This is a genomic window from Marinobacter sp. LV10MA510-1 (genome assembly GCF_002563885.1).
In the GTDB taxonomy this organism is placed as follows: domain Bacteria; phylum Pseudomonadota; class Gammaproteobacteria; order Pseudomonadales; family Oleiphilaceae; genus Marinobacter.
The window spans coordinates 2272769-2290199 of record NZ_PDJA01000001.1 but is presented as its reverse complement, the minus strand read 5'-3'; the positions used below and the strand labels follow the sequence as shown (position 1 = coordinate 2290199).

Sequence of the window (17431 nt, the reverse complement as noted above, 5' to 3'; positions counted from 1 at the left end):
CCGCGGAAGACCGAGCAAATCCGCCCCTGATGAAAGGTAAGGGGCAGACTTCAAGTCTGTCCCTGGTCTGTCCTGGTGATATACTGCAATATGAAGTCCAATAAGCCTGATGGAGTTGCTGCATGCCTGCCAATGATCACCTCGTCATATTTGACACCACACTGCGCGATGGCGAGCAAAGCCCCGGCGCCACCATGAACAAGGCTGAAAAACTGCGAATTGCCAAAACGCTGGAAAAACTGCGTGTTGATGTCATTGAGGCCGGCTTCGCCATAGCCAGTCAGGGCGATTTTGAGGCGATCAAGGGAATCGCAGAAACCATCAAAGACTCCACCATATGCAGTCTGGCTCGCGCCATTGATGGAGACATTGACCGGGCTGCCGAGGCTGTGCGCCCGGCAAATCGCAGTCGCATTCACACCTTCATTGCAACATCGCCTATCCACATGAAGCACAAGCTGAATATGTCGCCTGACGAGGTGGTAGAGCAGGCGGTGCGCGCGGTTAAACGCGCGCGCAATCACGTTGCTGATGTGGAATTTTCCTGTGAAGACGCGGGTCGTTCCGAGTTGGACTTTCTATGCCGTATTATCGAAGCGGCAATCAACGCCGGTGCTACAACGATCAATATTCCGGACACCGTGGGTTACGCTATACCCCATCAGTTCGGCAATACCATGGCCCAGTTGTTGAATCGCATCCCCAACGCTGACAAGGCTATTTTCTCGGTTCATTGCCACAACGACCTGGGGCTTGCCGTTGCCAACTCCCTGGCGGCAGTGTCCCAGGGTGCACGTCAGGTTGAATGTACCATTAACGGTCTGGGCGAGCGTGCTGGTAACGCATCCCTGGAAGAGATTGTTATGGCGGTGCGTACCCGTCAGGACTACTTCAATATTGATACCCGCATAGACGCGACCCACATAGTGCCGGCTTCCCGCTTGGTGTCGACCATCACCGGTTTCCCGGTACAACCTAACAAAGCGATTGTAGGCGCCAACGCCTTTGCCCACGAGTCCGGTATTCATCAGGACGGCGTGCTCAAACATCGCGAAACCTATGAAATCATGAAGGCCGAAGACGTTGGCTGGCACACCAACAGCCTGGTGATGGGCAAGCACTCCGGCCGCAATGCGTTCCGCACGCGGTTGCTGGAGCTGGGCATTCAGTTTGGCACCGAGACCGAGTTGAATGAGGCTTTTGCCCGCTTCAAGGCCCTTGCGGATCTTAAACACGAGATTTTCGACGAAGACTTGCAGGCCATTGCCAGCAACACTCGCCAGAAGGACCAGCAAGGGCGCTTTGGATTGGTGTGCATAAAGGTGTGCTCGGAAACCGGCGTCATTCCCAAGGCCGATCTGACGATCACCATGGATGACAAAGAGCACAGTGTGCAGGCGGAAGGCAGCGGCCCGGTCGACGCGACGTTCAAAGCCATCGAGTCATTGGTGGATTCCGGTTGCAAGCTTCAGCTTTACTCGGTGAACAACATTACCAGCGGCACCGATTCACAGGGTGAAGTTACGGTACGCCTTGAACGCGGCGGTCGTATCGTTAATGGCGTAGGTGCAGACACCGACATCATCATTGCTTCGGCTAAAGCTTACATCGCAGCGCTGAACTTGATTAGTGCGGGCGGCATACGGCACCATCCGCAAGAAGCTGATGTATAGAAGTTATAAAAAATACGGTTGAATAATTTGGCAGGATGTTAATGCGGATCCACGAAGCAGAACGGCAATTCTATTTGGCGATGGCCGGTGTGCAGCTTTGGTATGCTCGCGCGCCGCTGCCGGGTGCTGCGCCTAGCCCTGAGTTTGTGTTTCCGATAGAGCGCGCTTCAGCGAATGCAGTGTTGCCAATACCTGCTGGCAACCCGCCGACGCCTGTTCACGCGCCTTCTTCGGCCCATTTACCCAAAGCAAAACCGTTGCGCCGGGCAGATCCTGCGGCCGCCGCCCGCATTGCTGATCTGCAGTCGCTGATGAAAGCGGGAAAACCCGAGGCACCTCAGCCTGATCGCCGCCCCGAGCCGGTAGAAGATGTTCCTGCTAGTACCCGTTTGGCTCCTGATCCGACGCCAGCCCCGGTGACGGACGCGTCGCCGCCGGTGGAAATCGCGCCTTTGCCAGCGGCGCTCTCGCCAACAACCCGCAAATCCGATCAGGTTGTGGCAACAGCTGAGCCGCTCAAGGTCACCCTGGCGTTGTGGCAGGGCCGCCATGTCAGCCTGATAGCAGCACTTTCCAACGACGCCAGTGCGAAGTTGCAACAAGCGTTGGCGCACAATATTTTGCGAAGCCTCAGCGAAAAGGAGCTGGGTGAGAGCGTAACCGTGCACTGGCCGGTGTTTAACAACCTTCTGGTGCCCGGTAATCAGCCACAGGATCTGGTTGGCGTTCTGAAACCGATTTTATCCGGGTTGAGCGCCCACCAGCTGATTGTACTGGGTGTGAATGCTGACGGACGGGCAGGAGCTGATCACGCCGGGGCCGTCGCGCCGTTTTGGCTAACGGAAGCATTGCCGACGTTAAAGCAGCCGCCAGTGGCTTTTGGTTTCAGCCTTGCCGAACTTGCAGCGCAACCCCAGTACAAGAGGGACCTGTGGAGTGCCATCAGGGAATGGGTGAGCTGAGCGTGGACGACCGAACTAAGGCGTATCAGCAGGTGGCTCAGGGCGAGCTGGTCATAGACACCTTGAATCCGGAAGAGTTGCCGGCAATTCTTGAAATAGAGCGCAGCTGCCATTCCAATCCCTGGTCCGCAGGTATCTTTGAAGATTGCTTCAAGTCTACTTACCGATTGTGGGCGGCGCGCCGTAATGGTGAGCTGGCTGGTTACGCAGTGGTGACCTATCAGTATGATGAAGCTCATCTGATGAACCTCTGTGTAGCACCGGCGGCGCGCGGCCAGGGTGTGGCACGGCGGCTGTTACAGTATCTGGTTGCACGGTCTGGCCACGACGGTATGCAGCTGCTGCTGCTGGAGGTTCGCCATAGCAACAAAGCCGCCTATCGCTTGTATTGCTCTGAAGGTTTTGAGCAGGTTGGTGTGCGCCCGGATTATTACCCTGCGCCCAATGGCCGTGAAAACGCTCGGGTGATGACGCGCCCCTGTTTGCTATAAGCCACTGCACCGGGGTTAGCGTCTAAACGCCTTAAGCCCTATAATAATGCCCTTTTCAGCACTTTCTATTCAGGTTGTCTTGTTACTATCTATTCAGGTCGTTTTGATACTATGTCGAATCCTTCCCAGCTCTCAACGGAAGTGGCTAACCGTCGCACTTTCGCGATTATTTCCCACCCGGACGCCGGTAAAACCACTATTACTGAAAAGGTGTTGCTGTTCGGTAAGGCTATTCAAAGGGCAGGCACCGTAAAAGGCAAAAAATCCGGCCAGCATGCCAAATCAGACTGGATGGAAATGGAAAAGGAGCGGGGTATTTCCGTCACCACCTCGGTGATGCAGTTTCCCTACCACGGCAGTTTGATCAACCTGTTGGATACACCAGGCCACGAAGACTTTTCTGAAGACACCTATCGTACCCTGACAGCCGTAGACTCTTGCCTGATGGTCATAGACAGCGCCAAAGGTGTCGAGGCACGTACGATCAAGTTGATGGAAGTGACGCGCCTGCGCGATACACCCATCATCACGTTCATGAACAAACTGGATCGGGAGACCCGTGATCCGGTAGATCTGATGGACGAAGTCGAAAGGGTTCTCAATATTGCCTGTGCGCCCATTACCTGGCCTATCGGCATGGGAAAGAGCTTTAAAGGGGTGTACCACCTGCTGCGGGATGAAGTGATTTTGTATCACACCGGGCAGGGCCATATGATTCAGGACGAGCGAATTATAAAAGGTCTCGACAATCCCGAGCTTGAGGCCGCCCTGGGTGGCTATGCCGCAGAACTGCGTGACGAGGTAGAGTTGGTAAAAGGCGCGTCTCACCAATTCGACCAGCAGGCTTTTCTGGCCGGAGAGTTAACGCCGGTATTTTTTGGCACCGCACTGGGAAATTTCGGAGTTGATCACATGCTGGATGGGCTTGTGGAATGGGCGCCTGCGCCACAGCCGAGGCAAACCGACCAGTGCCTGGTGCAGCCAGTGGATGAAAGTTTTTCTGGTTTTGTATTTAAAATACAGGCCAACATGGACCCACAGCACCGCGACCGCGTTGCCTTTTTACGGATAGTCTCAGGCCAGTATGCGCCAGGAATGAAAGCGCGCCACGTGCGGCTAGGCAAAGATGTGCGTTTCTCTGATGCGCTTACCTTTATGGCCGGAGACCGGGAGCGCGCAGAGGAGGCGTTTGCGGGTGATATTATCGGTTTGCACAACCACGGTACGATCCAGCTGGGGGATACCTTTACCTCCGGTGCCGACATGAAATTTACCGGTATCCCCAACTTTGCGCCTGAACTGTTCCGCCGCATCCGCTTGAAAGATCCGCTAAAAGCCAAACAGCTGCAAAAAGGGCTGATTCAGCTGTCAGAAGAGGGCGCTGTTCAGCTGTTCCGCCCGCTGCGCAACAACGATTTGATCGTTGGTGCCGTTGGGGTGCTGCAGTTTGACGTAGTGGTTAGTCGTCTGAAAACCGAATATAAGGTAGAGGCCATTTACGAGCCGATTAATGTATCCACGGCACGCTGGGTAACCTGCACTGACGAGCGCAAGCTGGACGAGTTTAAACGCAAGAATAACGACAATCTGGCCCTCGATGGCGCTAATCAGCTAGCGTATATTGCGCCTACCATGGTGAATTTGAGCTTGGCTCAAGAGCGTTATCCCGATGTGGAGTTCCATAAAACCCGGGAGCATTGATTTTACCCGTTGCTATTCGGTTCAGAGGCCGACGTGATGCTGGTTGACGTCCATTGCCATTTTGATTTCCCCCAGTTTGACGGGCGGCGCGAGCAATTGATGGGCGAATTGCGAGGGCAGGGCATTGGCGGGCTGGTGATACCTGGCGTTCGCTGCGCCGATTGGCCGAAAGTACAGCAAGTCGCTATGGCTCATTCTGGTGTTTTTTACTGTTTGGGTATTCACCCTTGGCATATTGACGAACATGGCCCTGGGGATCTGCAGCGGTTGCGGGACCACTTGGCTAACGCGAGCGAGCTATGTGTGGGTGTTGGTGAGTGCGGGCTAGATCGGCTTCGGGGTAGCCTGAGCGAGCAGATGCCATGGTTTGAAGCCCAGGTTAGAATTGCCGCCGAGTATCGGCGAGCGCTGGTGATCCACTCCGTTAAAGCTCATGATGAGGTTGCCGAGGTATTAAAAGCGGCGAATTGGACGGGTAATGCGTTGGTTCACGGCTTTTCCGGTAGCTATCAGCAAGCTGTAAAATTGATAGATTTGGGCTGTATGTTAGGGGTGGGTGGTGTGATTACTCACGCCAAAGGCGGTAAAACACGCGACACGTTAACGCGTGTCCCGGCCTCTGCGTTGGTTCTAGAGACAGACGCACCTGATATGGCACCGGCCGGTGTTCGGCACGGCCAGAACTCTCCGCAGTATCTGCCGGATATACTGCGAGAACTGGCCCTACTGCGTGGCGTAGCCGAGCCCGAATTAGCAGCTGTCCTGCTCGAAAATAGCTGTCGACTCTATGGTTCTGCGCTACAAGCGGAGCTTAGTGGGTTGCAACTGGGTGATTACCGAAACTGATGATATCGGGGTTGGATTTTTTTGCGGCCTAAAGTATACTTCGCGACCTGGCTTTTCAAGGCGTTGATGCTGTCTCAGCCCCGAACAGTTCAGCGCAACCAACAGGTAGAGAAATCTGCTGCTGTTATTTTCAGCTTAAAGCAGATTTTAACGATTATTTTATAGCGTTCAAGGCGGAATCAATGAAGACTCTGAGTGCGAAACCAGAAACTGTAAAACGTGACTGGTACGTTGTAGACGCAGCCGGCAAGACGCTGGGTCGTCTTTCAACCGAAATCGCCCTTCGTCTGCGGGGCAAGCATAAGCCTGAGTACACCCCCCATGTAGACACTGGCGATTATATTATTGTTATCAACGCCAGCCAGGTGCGGGTTACCGGCAAGAAGGCATCTGACAAGATGTACTACAGCCATACCGGCTTTCCGGGTGGAATCAAATCCATCAGCTTTGAGAAGTTGATCGAAAAGGCCCCTGAGCAAATCATCCAGAAGTCTGTCAAAGGCATGCTTCCGAAGGGTCCGCTTGGTCGCGCCATGTTCCTGAAGCTGAAAACCTATGCCGGCGCTGAGCACCCTCACGCAGCCCAGCAGCCCAAAGAACTCGACATTTAACGGAAGGCGGATATGTCTGTAGCACAAAATTACGGTACCGGTCGCCGCAAAACCTCAACGGCTCGTGTTTTTATCAAGCCTGGAAGCGGTAGTATTTCCATCAACGGTCGCACCATCGAAGAATTCTTCGGTCGCGAAACCTTGCGTATGATCGTGCGTCAGCCTTTGGTTGTTGCCGAGTCTGTGGATCGTTTTGATATCAACGTCACGGTAAAAGGCGGTGGTATCAGTGGTCAGGCCGGCGCTATTCGCCACGGTCTGACACGCGCTCTGATGGAATACGACGAAACATTGCGTCCAGCCATGCGCAAAGCGGGTTATGTAACCCGTGATGCCCGTGAAGTTGAGCGTAAGAAAGTGGGTCTGCGCAAGGCGCGTAAGCGTCCTCAGTTCTCCAAGCGTTAATTTTTTGCTGGAGCAGACACAAAAACCCGGCTTATTGTCGGGTTTTTTTTCGCCTGTGTAACTCGCAACCAAATTGACTTGGCGCATGGTAAGAAGCCGCTGTAGCGGCTTTCCGACTTGTAAGGAAGTGGTAATTTCATTATTATTTGTGCGCTTATAATCTTGGGTTGTGAAGTTCTTTTAGATGCGCATTGCCGCAGTATTTGCAGCGTGTGTCATCGCCTGATGGGAGAAAACCATAATGAAAAATGGCGACGTAAGCCATGGTCGGCGTCGGTTTTTAGTCGGTGCTACGGCTGCGGTCGGCGGGGTTGGGATTGTTGGTGCTGCAGTACCCTTCGTGGCGTCCTGGAATCCCAGTGCCAAAGCGGAAGCTGCGGGCGCACCGGTAACCGTCAATATTCAGAAAGTTGAGCCGGGTCAGCAGATCACTGTGGCGTGGCGGGGTAAGCCAGTGTGGATTATCCGTCGTACACAAGAGATGCTAGATAATATTGAAAAGCTCAGCGATCAGATGAAAGATCCCCAGTCGGAAGCGGATCAGCAGCCTACTTACGCCAACGACGTTTTTCGTTCGATAAAGCCAGAGTTCGCTGTTCTGGTGGGCTTGTGTACCCATTTGGGTTGTGTACCGACGTATCGGCCCGAGGTAGCTCCGTCCGATCTGGGCGAAGAGTGGTTGGGCGGTTTGTTTTGCCCCTGTCACGGTTCCCGCTACGACATGGCCGGCCGCGTTTACGATGCGCAGCCTGCACCCTTGAACCTTGTGGTTCCGCCCTATCGGTACGATGACGACACGACCATTACCCTTGGTCTTGATCCGGAGGTTGCGTAATGTCAAAGCTAGTGCAGTGGGTAGATGAACGTCTCCCAATTGTTGAAGCCTGGAATAAACACCTGGCGAAATATTACGCACCGAAGAACTTCAACATGTGGTATTTCTTCGGGTTTTTGGCCATGGTAGTGTTGGTTAACCAACTAGTTACCGGTATTTGGCTGACCATGAGTTACAACCCCTCCGGCGAAGGCGCTTTTGCCTCGGTGGAGTACATCATGCGTGATGTGCGATGGGGCTGGCTGCTGCGTTATCTGCACTCTACCGGCGCTTCTGCGTTTTTCATTGTTGTCTACCTGCACATGTTCCGCGGCCTTATGTATGGCTCTTATCAGAAGCCCCGTGAATTAATCTGGCTGTTTGGCATGTTGATTTATCTGGTGCTAATGGCTGAAGCCTTCATGGGATACCTGTTGCCATGGGGTCAGATGTCCTACTGGGGTGCGCAGGTCATTGTGAATCTGTTTGGTGCTATTCCGGTGATTGGCGAAGATCTGTCGCTGTGGATTCGTGGTGACTACCTGATCTCTGGTATTACCTTGAACCGCTTCTTCGCTCTGCACGTTGTGGCTTTGCCTATCGTTTTGCTTGGGCTGGTAGTGCTGCACATCCTGGCGCTGCACGAAGTGGGTTCGAACAACCCTGACGGCATCGACATTAAGAAGAACAAAGATGAAAACGGCATTCCGAAAGACGGTATTCCGTTCCACCCGTACTACACTGTGCATGATTTGATGGGTGTAGGCGTATTTTTGTTCATTTTCTTTATTGTGGTGTTCTTCTTCCCGGAAATGGGCGGTCTATTCCTCGAGGCACCGAACTTTGAGCCTGCCAATCCGCTGAAAACGCCTGCGCACATTGCTCCGGTATGGTACTTCACGCCATTTTACGCGATGCTGCGAGCGGTAACCGTTGACTTGCTGGGGCTGCCTGCAAAATTCTGGGGCGTAATGGTGATGGGTGGTGCAATCGCCATACTGTTTGTTGTGCCTTGGCTGGACCGTAGTCCGGTTCGTTCCATGCGTTATAAAGGCTGGATGAGTCGTGTGGCGTTGGCTGTTTTTGTCATCAGCTTCGTTATTCTGGGCTATCTTGGCCTGGTATCGACGACTGAAGGCCGTACCATAGCCGCTCAGATTCTGACTGTGTTGTACTTCCTTTACTTCATACTCATGCCGTTCTATACGCGCATGGAGAAAACCAAGCCAGTTCCAGAGAGGGTGACAGGATAATGAAAAAGCTGATTCTTGGTCTTTTCATGGTCATCCTGCCGGCACTTGGGCTGGCAGCAGTTGGCGCCGTGCCACTGGACCACATCAAAACCGATCACACCGATAAAGCGTCATTACAGCGCGGTGTGGCAATGTTCACTAACTATTGCATGGGCTGTCATTCCATGGAGTACGCCCGCTACAAACGCGTGGCGGACGATCTGGAAATTCCGGTTGATCTGTACACGGAAAATCTAATTTTCACCGGTGCAAATATCGGTGAACTGATGAAAAACGCCATGAACAAGGATATGGCGGCTGGCTGGTTCGGTGCGCCGCCTCCGGATCTGACGTTGGAAACCCGTCTGCGCGGTGAAAACTGGGTGTATTCATACCTGCGAGGCTTCTACAAAGACGACAGTCGCCCGCTGGGTGTTAACAACGTTGTGTTTGCAGCTGTGGGTATGCCCCACGTATTGGTTGAGCTACAGGGTTTGTGCGCGGTCAAGCCAAATATTGGCTTGGAAGCGTCGGTTGAGCCGCTCAGTGGCAACATCAATAACGCAGACATTTGCCCCAGCTATGCCATCGAAGGCAGTATGGAGGCGGCAGAGTTTGACCGCGCCATGTATGACCTGACCAACTTCATGTCTTACATGGCAGACCCGGTTAAGGTTGAGCGTGAACGCCTTGGTGTTTTTGTGCTGATTTTCGTCGCGATTTTCTTTGTGTTCGCCTACCTGCTCAACCGCGAGTACTGGAAGGATATACACTGAGAAATAGGGTATAATCCCCAGCCCTGAGCTTTAGCGAGTCATGATTGGCTCGCTGGGCTTTTTTCGTTTTTCAGGGCCAATTTTTTTGATCAATCATGAGGTAGTGCTATGGGCGTTGTGACCAAGCGGTCGTCGATGACGTTTTTTTCAGACCCCGCGAGCCAGTATAGCCACAGGGTTCGCATTGTTTTGGCTGAGAAGGGCGTTACCGTTGATATCGTAGATGTGGATCCGGATAACCCTCCGGCCGAGCTTGCTGACCTCAACCCGTACAATGCGTTGCCGACACTGGTGGATAGAGATCTTGTGCTTTACGAGCCCAATATCATGATGGAATATCTGGATGAGCGTTTTCCTCATCCACCGTTGCTGCCGGTTTACCCGGTCGCCCGTGCTAACAGCCGCCTGATGATTCATCGAATTCAGCGCGACTGGTGTATCAAGGTTGATCAGATTGTGGCCCAGCCCAATGCCAAGGCTTCGGAAGTCGCTCGTAAGGAATTGCGCGAAAGCCTGCTGGCCACTGCGCCGGTATTCGGTGAGATGCCGTTTTTTCTGTCGGAAGAATTTACCATCGTGGATTGCTGTATCGCGCCGATTCTGTGGCGTTTGCCGGCTCTGGGTATTGAGCTGGACGACAAGCAGGCTAAGCCGCTGGATAAGTACATGAAGAGCATTTTCAGCCGCGAAGGTTTCAAGGCCAGTCTGTCTGATCTTGAAGAAGACATTCGTAGCTAAGCAGTGATTAATACGCCAGTCGCAGCAGCAGGAGAGTCGCAGTGGCCGATGTAAAAACTACCATGAGCTCCAGTCGCCCATATCTGGTGCGAGCGTTGAACGAGTGGGTTCTGGACAACGATTGCACGCCTTACATCGTGGTTGACGCCGGGATCCAGGGTGTGCAGGTTCCGAATGAGCATGTGGCGAATGGCCAGATCGTGCTCAACATCAGCCCTGGTGCGGTCAAGTCTCTGGTTATTGGCAATAGTGCTTTGGAATTCAACGCCCGTTTTGGTGGTGTGCCCATGCAAGTATTTGTGCCATTGCAGGCGGTGATCGCTATTTACGCCAAAGAAAATGGCGAAGGTATGGTGTTTGGTTCCGAACCTGGCATGCCAGATCCGAATGGCACAGGTGAGACCCGTAACGCCGGTGGTTCCAAGTCCAAGGAGGATCGCCCAAGTGGTCGTCCGACTCTGAAGGTTGTTAAATAGAGTTATCCGCTCGCAAAAGTTGATGTTCTGGCAAATAAAAACCGCTGTATCCAACCTGTCTTCTGACAGTTAGGGTGCAGCGGTTTTTTTTGGCTAAAATTCGTTAGCGCCCCGTCTGGCTAATTATTGAGCACTCAGATGCTCAGTAGGTCTGCGAATTAGCCAGACGGGACATTAGCCGTTATTAACCACCGAACAGCTTGCTATCAACTCTGGCACACAGAACGTTGATGAGCAGCATCAGTATAGGCATTGCATCGCTTGGGCTGAGATTATTAAGTGCGATTTCATGATCTTGCGGATCCAACAAGGACGTAATATCGGATTTTTCATGGGTGCTCAATACGGCAACACTCATGTCACGATCGTGTGCGGCCTGAATGGCTTGAATAAGATTCGCCTTGTGGCCGTCGTCTACAATTAGAAATAGAAGGTCGCCGGGCTTGCCCACGGCGCGGATCTGGCGCGAGAAAGTGTCGTTAAAGCGGTTGTCCCGACAGATTGCCGAGTAGGTAGTGGCGTCTGAGCCCAGATTGATAGCCGGCAAGGCGGGGCGGTCTTGTTCGAAGCGGTTCAGAAATGCGGTGCAAAAATACTGCGTTACCACGTTGGCGCTGCCGTTGGCGCAGGTCACGATTTTTCCGTCTTGTAATAATACATTTACAAAAGCGTCAGCCATGGCTTCGATGTCTTCAGTGGCCATACTTGCCACCATGGCGGTATGTTCCATATGGCTGGCAAACCGCTGGTTGATCTCTTGTGCAGAATCGGTCATGTGTTGAAATCATCCTGCCTGTAGTGCGTTTTTAAGCCATTGTACCCGGTATTTTTTTAGGCTACCGGGACCAATAGCAATAACGTCAATACGGCTGTCGGTATTGCTCAGTTGGTGGCGGTGCAAATAAAAGCGCGCCGCTTGAATCAGACGTTGCTGTTTGCGCCAGGTAATAGATTCAGTCGCTCCGACCAAGCTGCCGGCGCGGCGATAACGGACCTCAAAAAAGACCAATGTTGTCCCATCCTGGCCGATTAGGTCGATTTCTCCACCGCGATTGTAAACATTTCGCGCCAGAATTCTTACGCCATGAATGGCCAGGTAGCGTGCAGCTACCCCTTCGTAGTAATCGCCGATTTTGCGTTTGCCATCCATGGCTTTGGCTATCCTTTGTCAGGTGATCAGAGTGCGCCCCCGGCAATCGCCGGCTTGGCCTGGGGCTGGTTGGCGTTGGTTTCTGCCTTGGGTAAGCTGGCAGGTATTACTGGCAGCAGTTCGACGTTGCCGGAACTAAAGCGGGCCCAGCGCTGATAACGGCGAATACTGCCGGAGGGCGTCATTGTCAGTACACCGGTTTGACCGTCAATAGTGGCTTCTGGAACCTGCTTAAGCAGGGGCAGGCGTTTGCTTAGGTGCCAAGCGTCTGCGCCCATGGCAAACAGGCGGCCCAGCTGTCCGCGCGTGGCGCCTGGAAGCTGGCTGCCGGCTTCATCCCGGAGAGGATTTTTTTCATCTAGCACCCAGGGTATATCGGTAAATATCACCCCGTTCAGGTCACGGTCGCGGCCAGGCGCAGAGGTGCCCGCATAAACAATAGAGGGTGCGTAAACAGGCAGATCGCCGGCGAAGTAAAACGCAAACAGGGGGTTCAGTTGACGTGCGGTATCAGGCTCGGCCACCATCACAATGGCTTGGGCATCTTGGCGACGCCGCGCTTCGAACTCAATATTGAGGCCTATGGTACGTTCCACATCAATAGCGCGGTCGCGGGAAGTGTTGATGCCCAGCAGGTCGGCAGTAACCGCGCGCAGGTTGTCCTCTCGCAAAAATCTCTGGATGCCAATAACGCGCCCGCTATGTTTGGCCATCTGTTCGATTAAGGCGGCTTCTACGCGGTTGCCCCATTCGCCACTGGGAATGATCACCAGTATGCGTTTAAGCCCTTCGGCGCCCAGCCGATCCGCAATTTGCCGGGCTTCATCTTCAGCGGACAAGCCAAACTGGTACAGTCCTGCGGGGGCACTGACGCCCGGGGGCAGATAGTTAAGGGCCAGTGTTTGCAAGGGCAGACTGGGCAGTTTGCTCAGTTCGGCCAAAGCGTCTTTATCCAAGGGGCCTACCAGCAGGTCTACCGGTTGTTTCGCCAGTTCTTGATACAATTCCCCAAAAGGCTTCTGCTTGCTGTCGACAACCCGTATACGCGTGGCCTCGCGGTCAACGGACGCATCGCTAAAGTAGGCAGCCAGAAAACCGTCTCGTATGGCTTTACCGGCGGTGGTCAGTGGGCCGTTCAGGGGCAGTGCCAGAACAATCTGCTCAGGCCGGCTGGCCGCAAGGCCTGCAATCAGCTTCAGCTCAGACGGCAGTAGCTGGGCAGCAGGATGGCCTGGCCAGTTTGACTGCCAGCGCCGGATAACCCGGCCCTGCTCGTCAAACCCCGTGCCCGGTGTTCTTACCCGTGTTGCCAGTTCCAGCCAGCCTTGGGTCTCGTAGCCTATTTCGCTACTGTCGGCGCTACTAAGTTGCTTGTCGTTGACGGTTTTTAGCAATTGCCAGATGCGATCGTGTAGCAGCTGTGCGTTGGCGCTGCTGTCAGCCTGGGCCAGGGCGATCAGGGTCTTGGCGGCCGCCAGTGGATTACCCGCCAGTGCCAGCGTCTGCGCCTGCAGGCTACCGGCGCGATTAAGCAGCTCTGGCGTTACCTCCATAAAGCTGTTGATGCTAAGGTTTGCGGTAATCTGCTGGGCCCACGTTTGGTCTTTCAGCGTCACCGCGCCGTTCATGGCCAATAATCGTTTCTGGCTGGCCAGTTGGGGTAAGGGTTGCGCCAATTGCCCGCTTTGCAGTAGCTTGCGCGCTCCCTGGTGATCACCTTGCTGCTGAAAGCGGCTGGCGATGCGCAGCAGGTAGCGTTGTGCTGTATCTTGATTGCGCTCCTGGCTGGCCAGTTCCAGAGCTTGCGCTGGTGTGTTAACGATCTGGGACCGCAGATCAACCCCTGCGCAGCCGGCGGTTAGCAGAATAGTAGCCAATAGGCCGGCAATGGCGGGGTGGGCAAGGCGCTTGTTAGTCATAGCTGGCTCAGCGTGCTCCGAGTGATTAAGCTTGGGAGAAAAACCCGCAAAGCTTAGCAGTTCCGGCATTAATTCACATGAAGTAAGTGTCATGCCGCGCTTATGTAAGCGCGCGGGTTCATACACACAGTCTCGCTTTCGCGGGCAAGGCGGTTAATACGATGATTACAAAGCACACAGACAAGGCTCAAGCCATTAGCGCCGGGGTGCTTTATATTGTCGCAACACCCATTGGCAACCTGGACGACTTATCGGCGCGTGCGATAAAAACCCTGGCAACGGTAGACCTGATTGCCGCTGAAGATACGCGCCACAGTGGGCGCCTGCTGCAGCACTTGGGCTTGCACAAACCAATGATGGCGTTACACGACCATAACGAGCGCGACCAACATAGCCGAATACTTGCCGAGCTGGGGAGCGGCCGTAGCGTGGCTTTGATTTCGGATGCCGGAACGCCATTGATTTCAGATCCCGGTTTTATTTTGGTGCGCGAGGCCCGAGCTCAAGGCTTTCAGGTTTGTCCCATACCCGGTGCTTGTGCTTTGGTGGCCGCGTTGAGCGCCAGTGGCCTGCCTACCGATCGTTTTCAGTTTATCGGCTTTTTGCCGGCCAAAGGTTCCGGCCGGCGTTCGGTGCTGGAATCGCTGCAGGCTGAAACATCAACGCTGGTGCTGTATGAGTCACCGCACCGCATTACCGACACAGTGGCTGATGTCATTACGGTAATGGGTGCAGACCGGGAGCTGGTGCTGGGGCGAGAGCTGACCAAGGCGTTTGAAACCTTTTACTGCGGCACAGCCGAGCAAGTACTGGCCGAATTGCAGCAGGACCCCCACGGCAGTCGCGGTGAGTTTGTAGTCATGATTCACGGGGCTGCTCCAGAGCCCGATAGCGAGCAGACAACGCTGGACACCGATCGCCTATTAACGGTTTTGTTAACCGAATTGCCAGTGAAGACCGCGGCGAAAATGGTGGCTGAGATTACCGGTCGAAAGAAGAACGAGCTTTACCAGCGCGCCTTGCACCTTAAGAGTGGTGGTTGAGCGCTGCGTTTTTGCTTGCATGGGCTGCGGCGCCGCGCTATTGTCGGCGCCGAGCTCGCCAGACAGTCGCCGCCGGTTTACTGGGGGAGGAAAGTCCGGGCTCCATAGGGCAAGGTGCCAGGTAACGCCTGGGCGGCGTGAGCCGACGGAAAGTGCAGCAGAGAGTAGACCGCCTAAGCCAGCGGATTCGTTCGGTGGCCGGTAAGGGTGAAAGGGTGCGGTAAGAGCGCACCGCGTGGCTGGCAACAGTTCACGGCATGGTAAACCCCACCTGGAGCAAGACCAAATAGGAGTCCGTTGGCGTGGCCCGCGCTGGATTCGGGTAGGTTGCTTGAGGCCTGTGGTGACGCAGGCCCTAGATGAATGACTGTCCACGACAGAACCCGGCTTACCGGCGAGCTCGATTTTTTCGCCCCTCTTTTAATTCCCCGTTTAATCGCCCTTGGGCGAGTAATAGCCAAAAGATCTTACACCTCAACGACAGTCTGCGATGTTCATTGAAGGTATTTGATTTTGTTTATTTTCTTAAGTTTAATCTAGCAGTTCCCCTTCAACTATGTCCGTAACTCCTTGTTTTAAAAGCAAATTTTTTATATTAGCTCCCATAGTCGATGCTTGCATTGTCGAGTGCGTGTTTCTATAGTGTGCACAAGTGGGAAAAAGTGGTTTTTAGTGGTTTATAGTGGATTCAAACCCCAGAGACAGGACTAATGAGTAACTTTTCTGGCAGTCATGCGATCAATATGGACGTTAAGGGTCGCTTGGCGATCCCTGCCAAAGTGCGCGAGGAGCTCATTCAGGTTTGTGGCGGCCGTTTTATATTAACGGTTGCAGACGCCGACCGTTGTCTGCGGTTATATCCGCAATCTGCGTGGGACGAATTGCGTCCCGCCATTGAAGCGCTTCCCAACATGAATAGAGCAGCATTGCGCCTGCAGCGCCTGGTGCTGGGTAATGCCGCGCAAATGGAACTGGATTCGGCAGGTAGGATTTTGATTCCACCCACGCTCAGACAATACGCCCGGCTGGAGAAAAAACTAATGTTGATAGGCCAAGGTAAAAAGTTGGAATTGTGGAGCGAGGAAAGCTGGAACCATTTTCTGGATACACCTCCTGACGCCGAAGAGATGACCGACGCTATGAAGGACTTGTCGCTGTGACGCTGACGTCGACGAATGGCGCTGCGGGTTCGTTCTCGCATCGCTCGGTATTGCTGGACTCAGCGGTAGATTTATTGCTGACCGATAGCGGCGGCCGCTACGTTGACGCTACGTTTGGCCGTGGCGGCCACAGCCGCATGATTCTTGAGCGCCTGGCTGAAAATGGCGCGCTACTGGGTATCGATAAAGACCCGCAGGCCATCGATGAAGCTCGTACTCTGGCGGCGGCAGATTCACGTTTTAATGCTTTTCATGGCTCGTTTGCTGACCTGGGTCACGCGCTGAAACAGGCGCATTGGCCTCAGGTTGAAGGCGTACTGATGGATTTAGGTGTGTCTTCGCCACAACTGGACGACGCCTCTCGTGGTTTTAGTTTTATGCGCCAGGGCCCACTGGACATGCGAATGAATCCTCAGCAAGCGCCCAGTGCCGCAGAGTGGCTGGCCAGCGCTGATGAAAAAGTGATTGCTGACGTTATTTTTAAATACGGTGAAGAACGATTCTCCCGTCGTATTGCCCGGCTGATCGTGGAACGTCGAGCGGAGGCGCCGATCACCACCACTCTGGAGTTAGCAGAACTGGCAGCTAAGGCGGTGCCAAAAAAGGAAAAACACAAACACCCGGCAACCCGGACATTCCAAGCTATTCGCATTTTTATCAACCGCGAACTGGAAGATTTGGAGCTGGGATTGAAGGCCGCTGCCGAAAAACTGGCTCCCGGTGGCCGTTTGGTAGTAATCAGTTTTCACTCGTTGGAAGACCGGTTGGTGAAGCGTTTTATGCGTGATCTGGCGCGCGGTCCGCAGATGCCAAAGGGTATTCCGGTCACTGCAGCTGAAGAGTCATCGGCGTATCGCCTTATCGGAAAAGCCAGCAAGGCGGCGTCGGATGAGGTGAGCGATAACGTAAGAGCCCGCAGCGCGGTAATGCGGGTTTTGGAACGTCGCGCAGACATTGCACAGGAGAAAACCTGATGGGCGCTGTAGCTATTGAAGAGAGGGTGCAAACCCGCCGCTTGAACACCAAGGTGATGAGGAGTGGCGTAGCGTCTGCGCTGCGCATTTCCGGCCAGGTATTCGTTGCAACACGGCAAAGCAACGTTTTGGTCTCGCTGGTGCTGGTGACGATGTTGCTAGCTTCTGCCATTGGTGTGGTGGTGAGTGCCCATAAAAACCGTGTTCTGTTCAATGCGCTGTCACAACTGCATGAAGAGCGTGACGGTTTCCAGAGAGAGTGGAGTCAGTTGTTGGTAGAGCAAAGTGCATTGAGCGCTTACGGGCGTGTTGAGAGCTTGGCGTCCACGCGTTTCGATATGGTTGTACCAGGGCGCCAAGACATTGTGTTGGTGCCGCTTCAGGTGCCAGCAAAACGATCCTATTGATTCGCACGCAGCTGCTAAAGAGTGTCATTAGGCCGCTTGATCATGAACAGAAC

The 17431-nt window shown here is 54.0% G+C and carries 19 protein-coding genes and 1 other RNA gene; 17 read left to right on the top strand and 3 right to left on the bottom strand.

The genetic code is table 11. The features are described 5' to 3' along the window. The first annotated feature begins 122 nt into the window (after positions 1-122). The 12 genes from ATI45_RS10995 to ATI45_RS10940 all read left to right on the top strand — a co-directional run bounded on the left by ATI45_RS10995 (position 123) and on the right by ATI45_RS10940 (position 10725). Positions 123-1673, top strand: coding sequence for a 2-isopropylmalate synthase (locus ATI45_RS10995; RefSeq protein ID WP_098419538.1), 1551 nt, complete (start codon positions 123-125; stop codon positions 1671-1673). Positions 1674-1714: 41 nt separating this feature from the next. Beyond that, positions 1715-2635, top strand: a complete 921-nt coding sequence (locus ATI45_RS10990; protein WP_098419537.1) for a 2-isopropylmalate synthase — start codon at positions 1715-1717, stop codon at positions 2633-2635. After that, on the top strand, positions 2623-3126 hold the full coding sequence (gene rimI / locus ATI45_RS10985; RefSeq protein WP_228706008.1) for a ribosomal protein S18-alanine N-acetyltransferase: 504 nt from the start codon (positions 2623-2625) through the stop codon (positions 3124-3126). Before ATI45_RS10990 ends, rimI begins: the two co-directional genes overlap by 13 nt. A gap of 111 nt (positions 3127-3237) precedes the next feature. Beyond that, positions 3238-4827, top strand: coding sequence for a peptide chain release factor 3 (gene prfC / locus ATI45_RS10980; RefSeq protein WP_098419536.1), 1590 nt, complete (start codon positions 3238-3240; stop codon positions 4825-4827). A gap of 36 nt (positions 4828-4863) precedes the next feature. Continuing rightward, entirely contained in the window at positions 4864-5673 is an 810-nt protein-coding gene (locus tag ATI45_RS10975) for a TatD family hydrolase (RefSeq protein WP_098419535.1), read from the top strand. A 182-nt stretch (positions 5674-5855) separates the two neighbouring features. Beyond that, on the top strand, positions 5856-6284 hold the full coding sequence (gene rplM, locus ATI45_RS10970; RefSeq protein WP_018404896.1) for a 50S ribosomal protein L13: 429 nt from the start codon (positions 5856-5858) through the stop codon (positions 6282-6284). A 12-nt stretch (positions 6285-6296) separates the two neighbouring features. Next, positions 6297-6689 carry a 30S ribosomal protein S9 gene (gene rpsI / locus ATI45_RS10965; protein WP_007348971.1) on the top strand — a complete coding sequence of 131 codons (393 nt, stop codon included), beginning with the start codon at positions 6297-6299 and terminating at the stop codon, positions 6687-6689. Between the two features lie 241 nt (positions 6690-6930). Next, positions 6931-7524, top strand: a complete 594-nt coding sequence (petA, locus tag ATI45_RS10960) for a ubiquinol-cytochrome c reductase iron-sulfur subunit (protein ID WP_098419534.1) — start codon at positions 6931-6933, stop codon at positions 7522-7524. Then, positions 7524-8756: a cytochrome b gene (locus tag ATI45_RS10955; protein WP_098419533.1), complete on the top strand. Its 1233-nt coding sequence runs from the start codon at positions 7524-7526 to the stop codon at positions 8754-8756. The genes petA and ATI45_RS10955 overlap by 1 nt, the downstream gene beginning before the upstream one ends. Continuing rightward, positions 8756-9511: a cytochrome c1 gene (locus ATI45_RS10950; RefSeq protein WP_098419532.1), complete on the top strand. Its 756-nt coding sequence runs from the start codon at positions 8756-8758 to the stop codon at positions 9509-9511. The genes ATI45_RS10955 and ATI45_RS10950 overlap by 1 nt, the downstream gene beginning before the upstream one ends. Before the next feature lie 108 nt (positions 9512-9619). After that, on the top strand, positions 9620-10249 hold the full coding sequence (locus tag ATI45_RS10945; RefSeq protein WP_098419531.1) for a glutathione S-transferase N-terminal domain-containing protein: 630 nt from the start codon (positions 9620-9622) through the stop codon (positions 10247-10249). Positions 10250-10311: 62 nt separating this feature from the next. Next, complete coding sequence (locus ATI45_RS10940) at positions 10312-10725, top strand: ClpXP protease specificity-enhancing factor (RefSeq protein WP_228736052.1); 414 nt, start codon at positions 10312-10314, stop codon at positions 10723-10725. A gap of 184 nt (positions 10726-10909) precedes the next feature. On the opposite strand, the gene ATI45_RS10935 is transcribed toward ATI45_RS10940, so the two are convergent. The 3 genes from ATI45_RS10935 to ATI45_RS10925 are packed head-to-tail and all read right to left on the bottom strand — an operon-like array spanning position 10910 to position 13794. Further along, positions 10910-11500 carry a D-sedoheptulose-7-phosphate isomerase gene (locus ATI45_RS10935; RefSeq protein WP_098419529.1) on the bottom strand — a complete coding sequence of 197 codons (591 nt, stop codon included), beginning with the start codon at positions 11498-11500 and terminating at the stop codon, positions 10910-10912. A gap of 9 nt (positions 11501-11509) precedes the next feature. Next, positions 11510-11875, bottom strand: coding sequence for a YraN family protein (locus ATI45_RS10930; RefSeq protein WP_098419528.1), 366 nt, complete (start codon positions 11873-11875; stop codon positions 11510-11512). Between the two features lie 26 nt (positions 11876-11901). Beyond that, complete coding sequence (locus tag ATI45_RS10925; RefSeq protein ID WP_098421723.1) at positions 11902-13794, bottom strand: penicillin-binding protein activator; 1893 nt, start codon at positions 13792-13794, stop codon at positions 11902-11904. Between the two features lie 161 nt (positions 13795-13955). Between ATI45_RS10925 and rsmI the strand changes: the two genes are divergently transcribed. The 5 genes from rsmI (at position 13956) to ftsL (ending at position 17378) form a co-directional block, all read left to right on the top strand. Beyond that, the gene (rsmI, locus tag ATI45_RS10920) at positions 13956-14837 is read left to right on the top strand and encodes a 16S rRNA (cytidine(1402)-2'-O)-methyltransferase (RefSeq protein ID WP_098419527.1); all 882 of its coding nucleotides are present in this window, start codon (positions 13956-13958) and stop codon (positions 14835-14837) included. A 50-nt stretch (positions 14838-14887) separates the two neighbouring features. Continuing rightward, positions 14888-15244, top strand: an RNA gene (gene rnpB / locus ATI45_RS10915) — RNase P RNA component class A. Positions 15245-15547: 303 nt separating this feature from the next. Next, positions 15548-15997, top strand: a complete 450-nt coding sequence (gene mraZ / locus ATI45_RS10910; RefSeq protein ID WP_098419526.1) for a division/cell wall cluster transcriptional repressor MraZ — start codon at positions 15548-15550, stop codon at positions 15995-15997. Beyond that, positions 15994-16971: a 16S rRNA (cytosine(1402)-N(4))-methyltransferase RsmH gene (rsmH, locus tag ATI45_RS10905; RefSeq protein WP_098419525.1), complete on the top strand. Its 978-nt coding sequence runs from the start codon at positions 15994-15996 to the stop codon at positions 16969-16971. The genes mraZ and rsmH overlap by 4 nt, the downstream gene beginning before the upstream one ends. Continuing rightward, positions 16971-17378, top strand: coding sequence for a cell division protein FtsL (gene ftsL, locus ATI45_RS10900; RefSeq protein WP_098419524.1), 408 nt, complete (start codon positions 16971-16973; stop codon positions 17376-17378). The genes rsmH and ftsL overlap by 1 nt, the downstream gene beginning before the upstream one ends. Positions 17379-17431 lie beyond the last annotated feature (53 nt).

What these genes read in the sequence shown, in the direction of transcription:
- ATI45_RS10995 (WP_098419538.1), top strand. Translation starts at nt 123, where the DNA reads ATGCCTGCCAATGATCACCTCGTCATATTTGACACCACACTGCGCGAT.
- ATI45_RS10990 (WP_098419537.1), top strand. Translation starts at nt 1,715, where the DNA reads ATGCGGATCCACGAAGCAGAACGGCAATTCTATTTGGCGATGGCCGGT.
- rimI (WP_228706008.1), top strand. Translation starts at nt 2,623, where the DNA reads ATGGGTGAGCTGAGCGTGGACGACCGAACTAAGGCGTATCAGCAGGTG.
- prfC (WP_098419536.1), top strand. Translation starts at nt 3,238, where the DNA reads ATGTCGAATCCTTCCCAGCTCTCAACGGAAGTGGCTAACCGTCGCACT.
- ATI45_RS10975 (WP_098419535.1), top strand. Translation starts at nt 4,864, where the DNA reads ATGCTGGTTGACGTCCATTGCCATTTTGATTTCCCCCAGTTTGACGGG.
- rplM (WP_018404896.1), top strand. Translation starts at nt 5,856, where the DNA reads ATGAAGACTCTGAGTGCGAAACCAGAAACTGTAAAACGTGACTGGTAC.
- rpsI (WP_007348971.1), top strand. Translation starts at nt 6,297, where the DNA reads ATGTCTGTAGCACAAAATTACGGTACCGGTCGCCGCAAAACCTCAACG.
- petA (WP_098419534.1), top strand. Translation starts at nt 6,931, where the DNA reads ATGAAAAATGGCGACGTAAGCCATGGTCGGCGTCGGTTTTTAGTCGGT.
- ATI45_RS10955 (WP_098419533.1), top strand. Translation starts at nt 7,524, where the DNA reads ATGTCAAAGCTAGTGCAGTGGGTAGATGAACGTCTCCCAATTGTTGAA.
- ATI45_RS10950 (WP_098419532.1), top strand. Translation starts at nt 8,756, where the DNA reads ATGAAAAAGCTGATTCTTGGTCTTTTCATGGTCATCCTGCCGGCACTT.
- ATI45_RS10945 (WP_098419531.1), top strand. Translation starts at nt 9,620, where the DNA reads ATGGGCGTTGTGACCAAGCGGTCGTCGATGACGTTTTTTTCAGACCCC.
- ATI45_RS10940 (WP_228736052.1), top strand. Translation starts at nt 10,312, where the DNA reads ATGAGCTCCAGTCGCCCATATCTGGTGCGAGCGTTGAACGAGTGGGTT.
- ATI45_RS10935 (WP_098419529.1), bottom strand. Translation starts at nt 11,500, where the DNA reads ATGACCGATTCTGCACAAGAGATCAACCAGCGGTTTGCCAGCCATATG.
- ATI45_RS10930 (WP_098419528.1), bottom strand. Translation starts at nt 11,875, where the DNA reads ATGGATGGCAAACGCAAAATCGGCGATTACTACGAAGGGGTAGCTGCA.
- ATI45_RS10925 (WP_098421723.1), bottom strand. Translation starts at nt 13,794, where the DNA reads ATGACTAACAAGCGCCTTGCCCACCCCGCCATTGCCGGCCTATTGGCT.
- rsmI (WP_098419527.1), top strand. Translation starts at nt 13,956, where the DNA reads ATGATTACAAAGCACACAGACAAGGCTCAAGCCATTAGCGCCGGGGTG.
- mraZ (WP_098419526.1), top strand. Translation starts at nt 15,548, where the DNA reads ATGAGTAACTTTTCTGGCAGTCATGCGATCAATATGGACGTTAAGGGT.
- ftsL (WP_098419524.1), top strand. Translation starts at nt 16,971, where the DNA reads ATGGGCGCTGTAGCTATTGAAGAGAGGGTGCAAACCCGCCGCTTGAAC.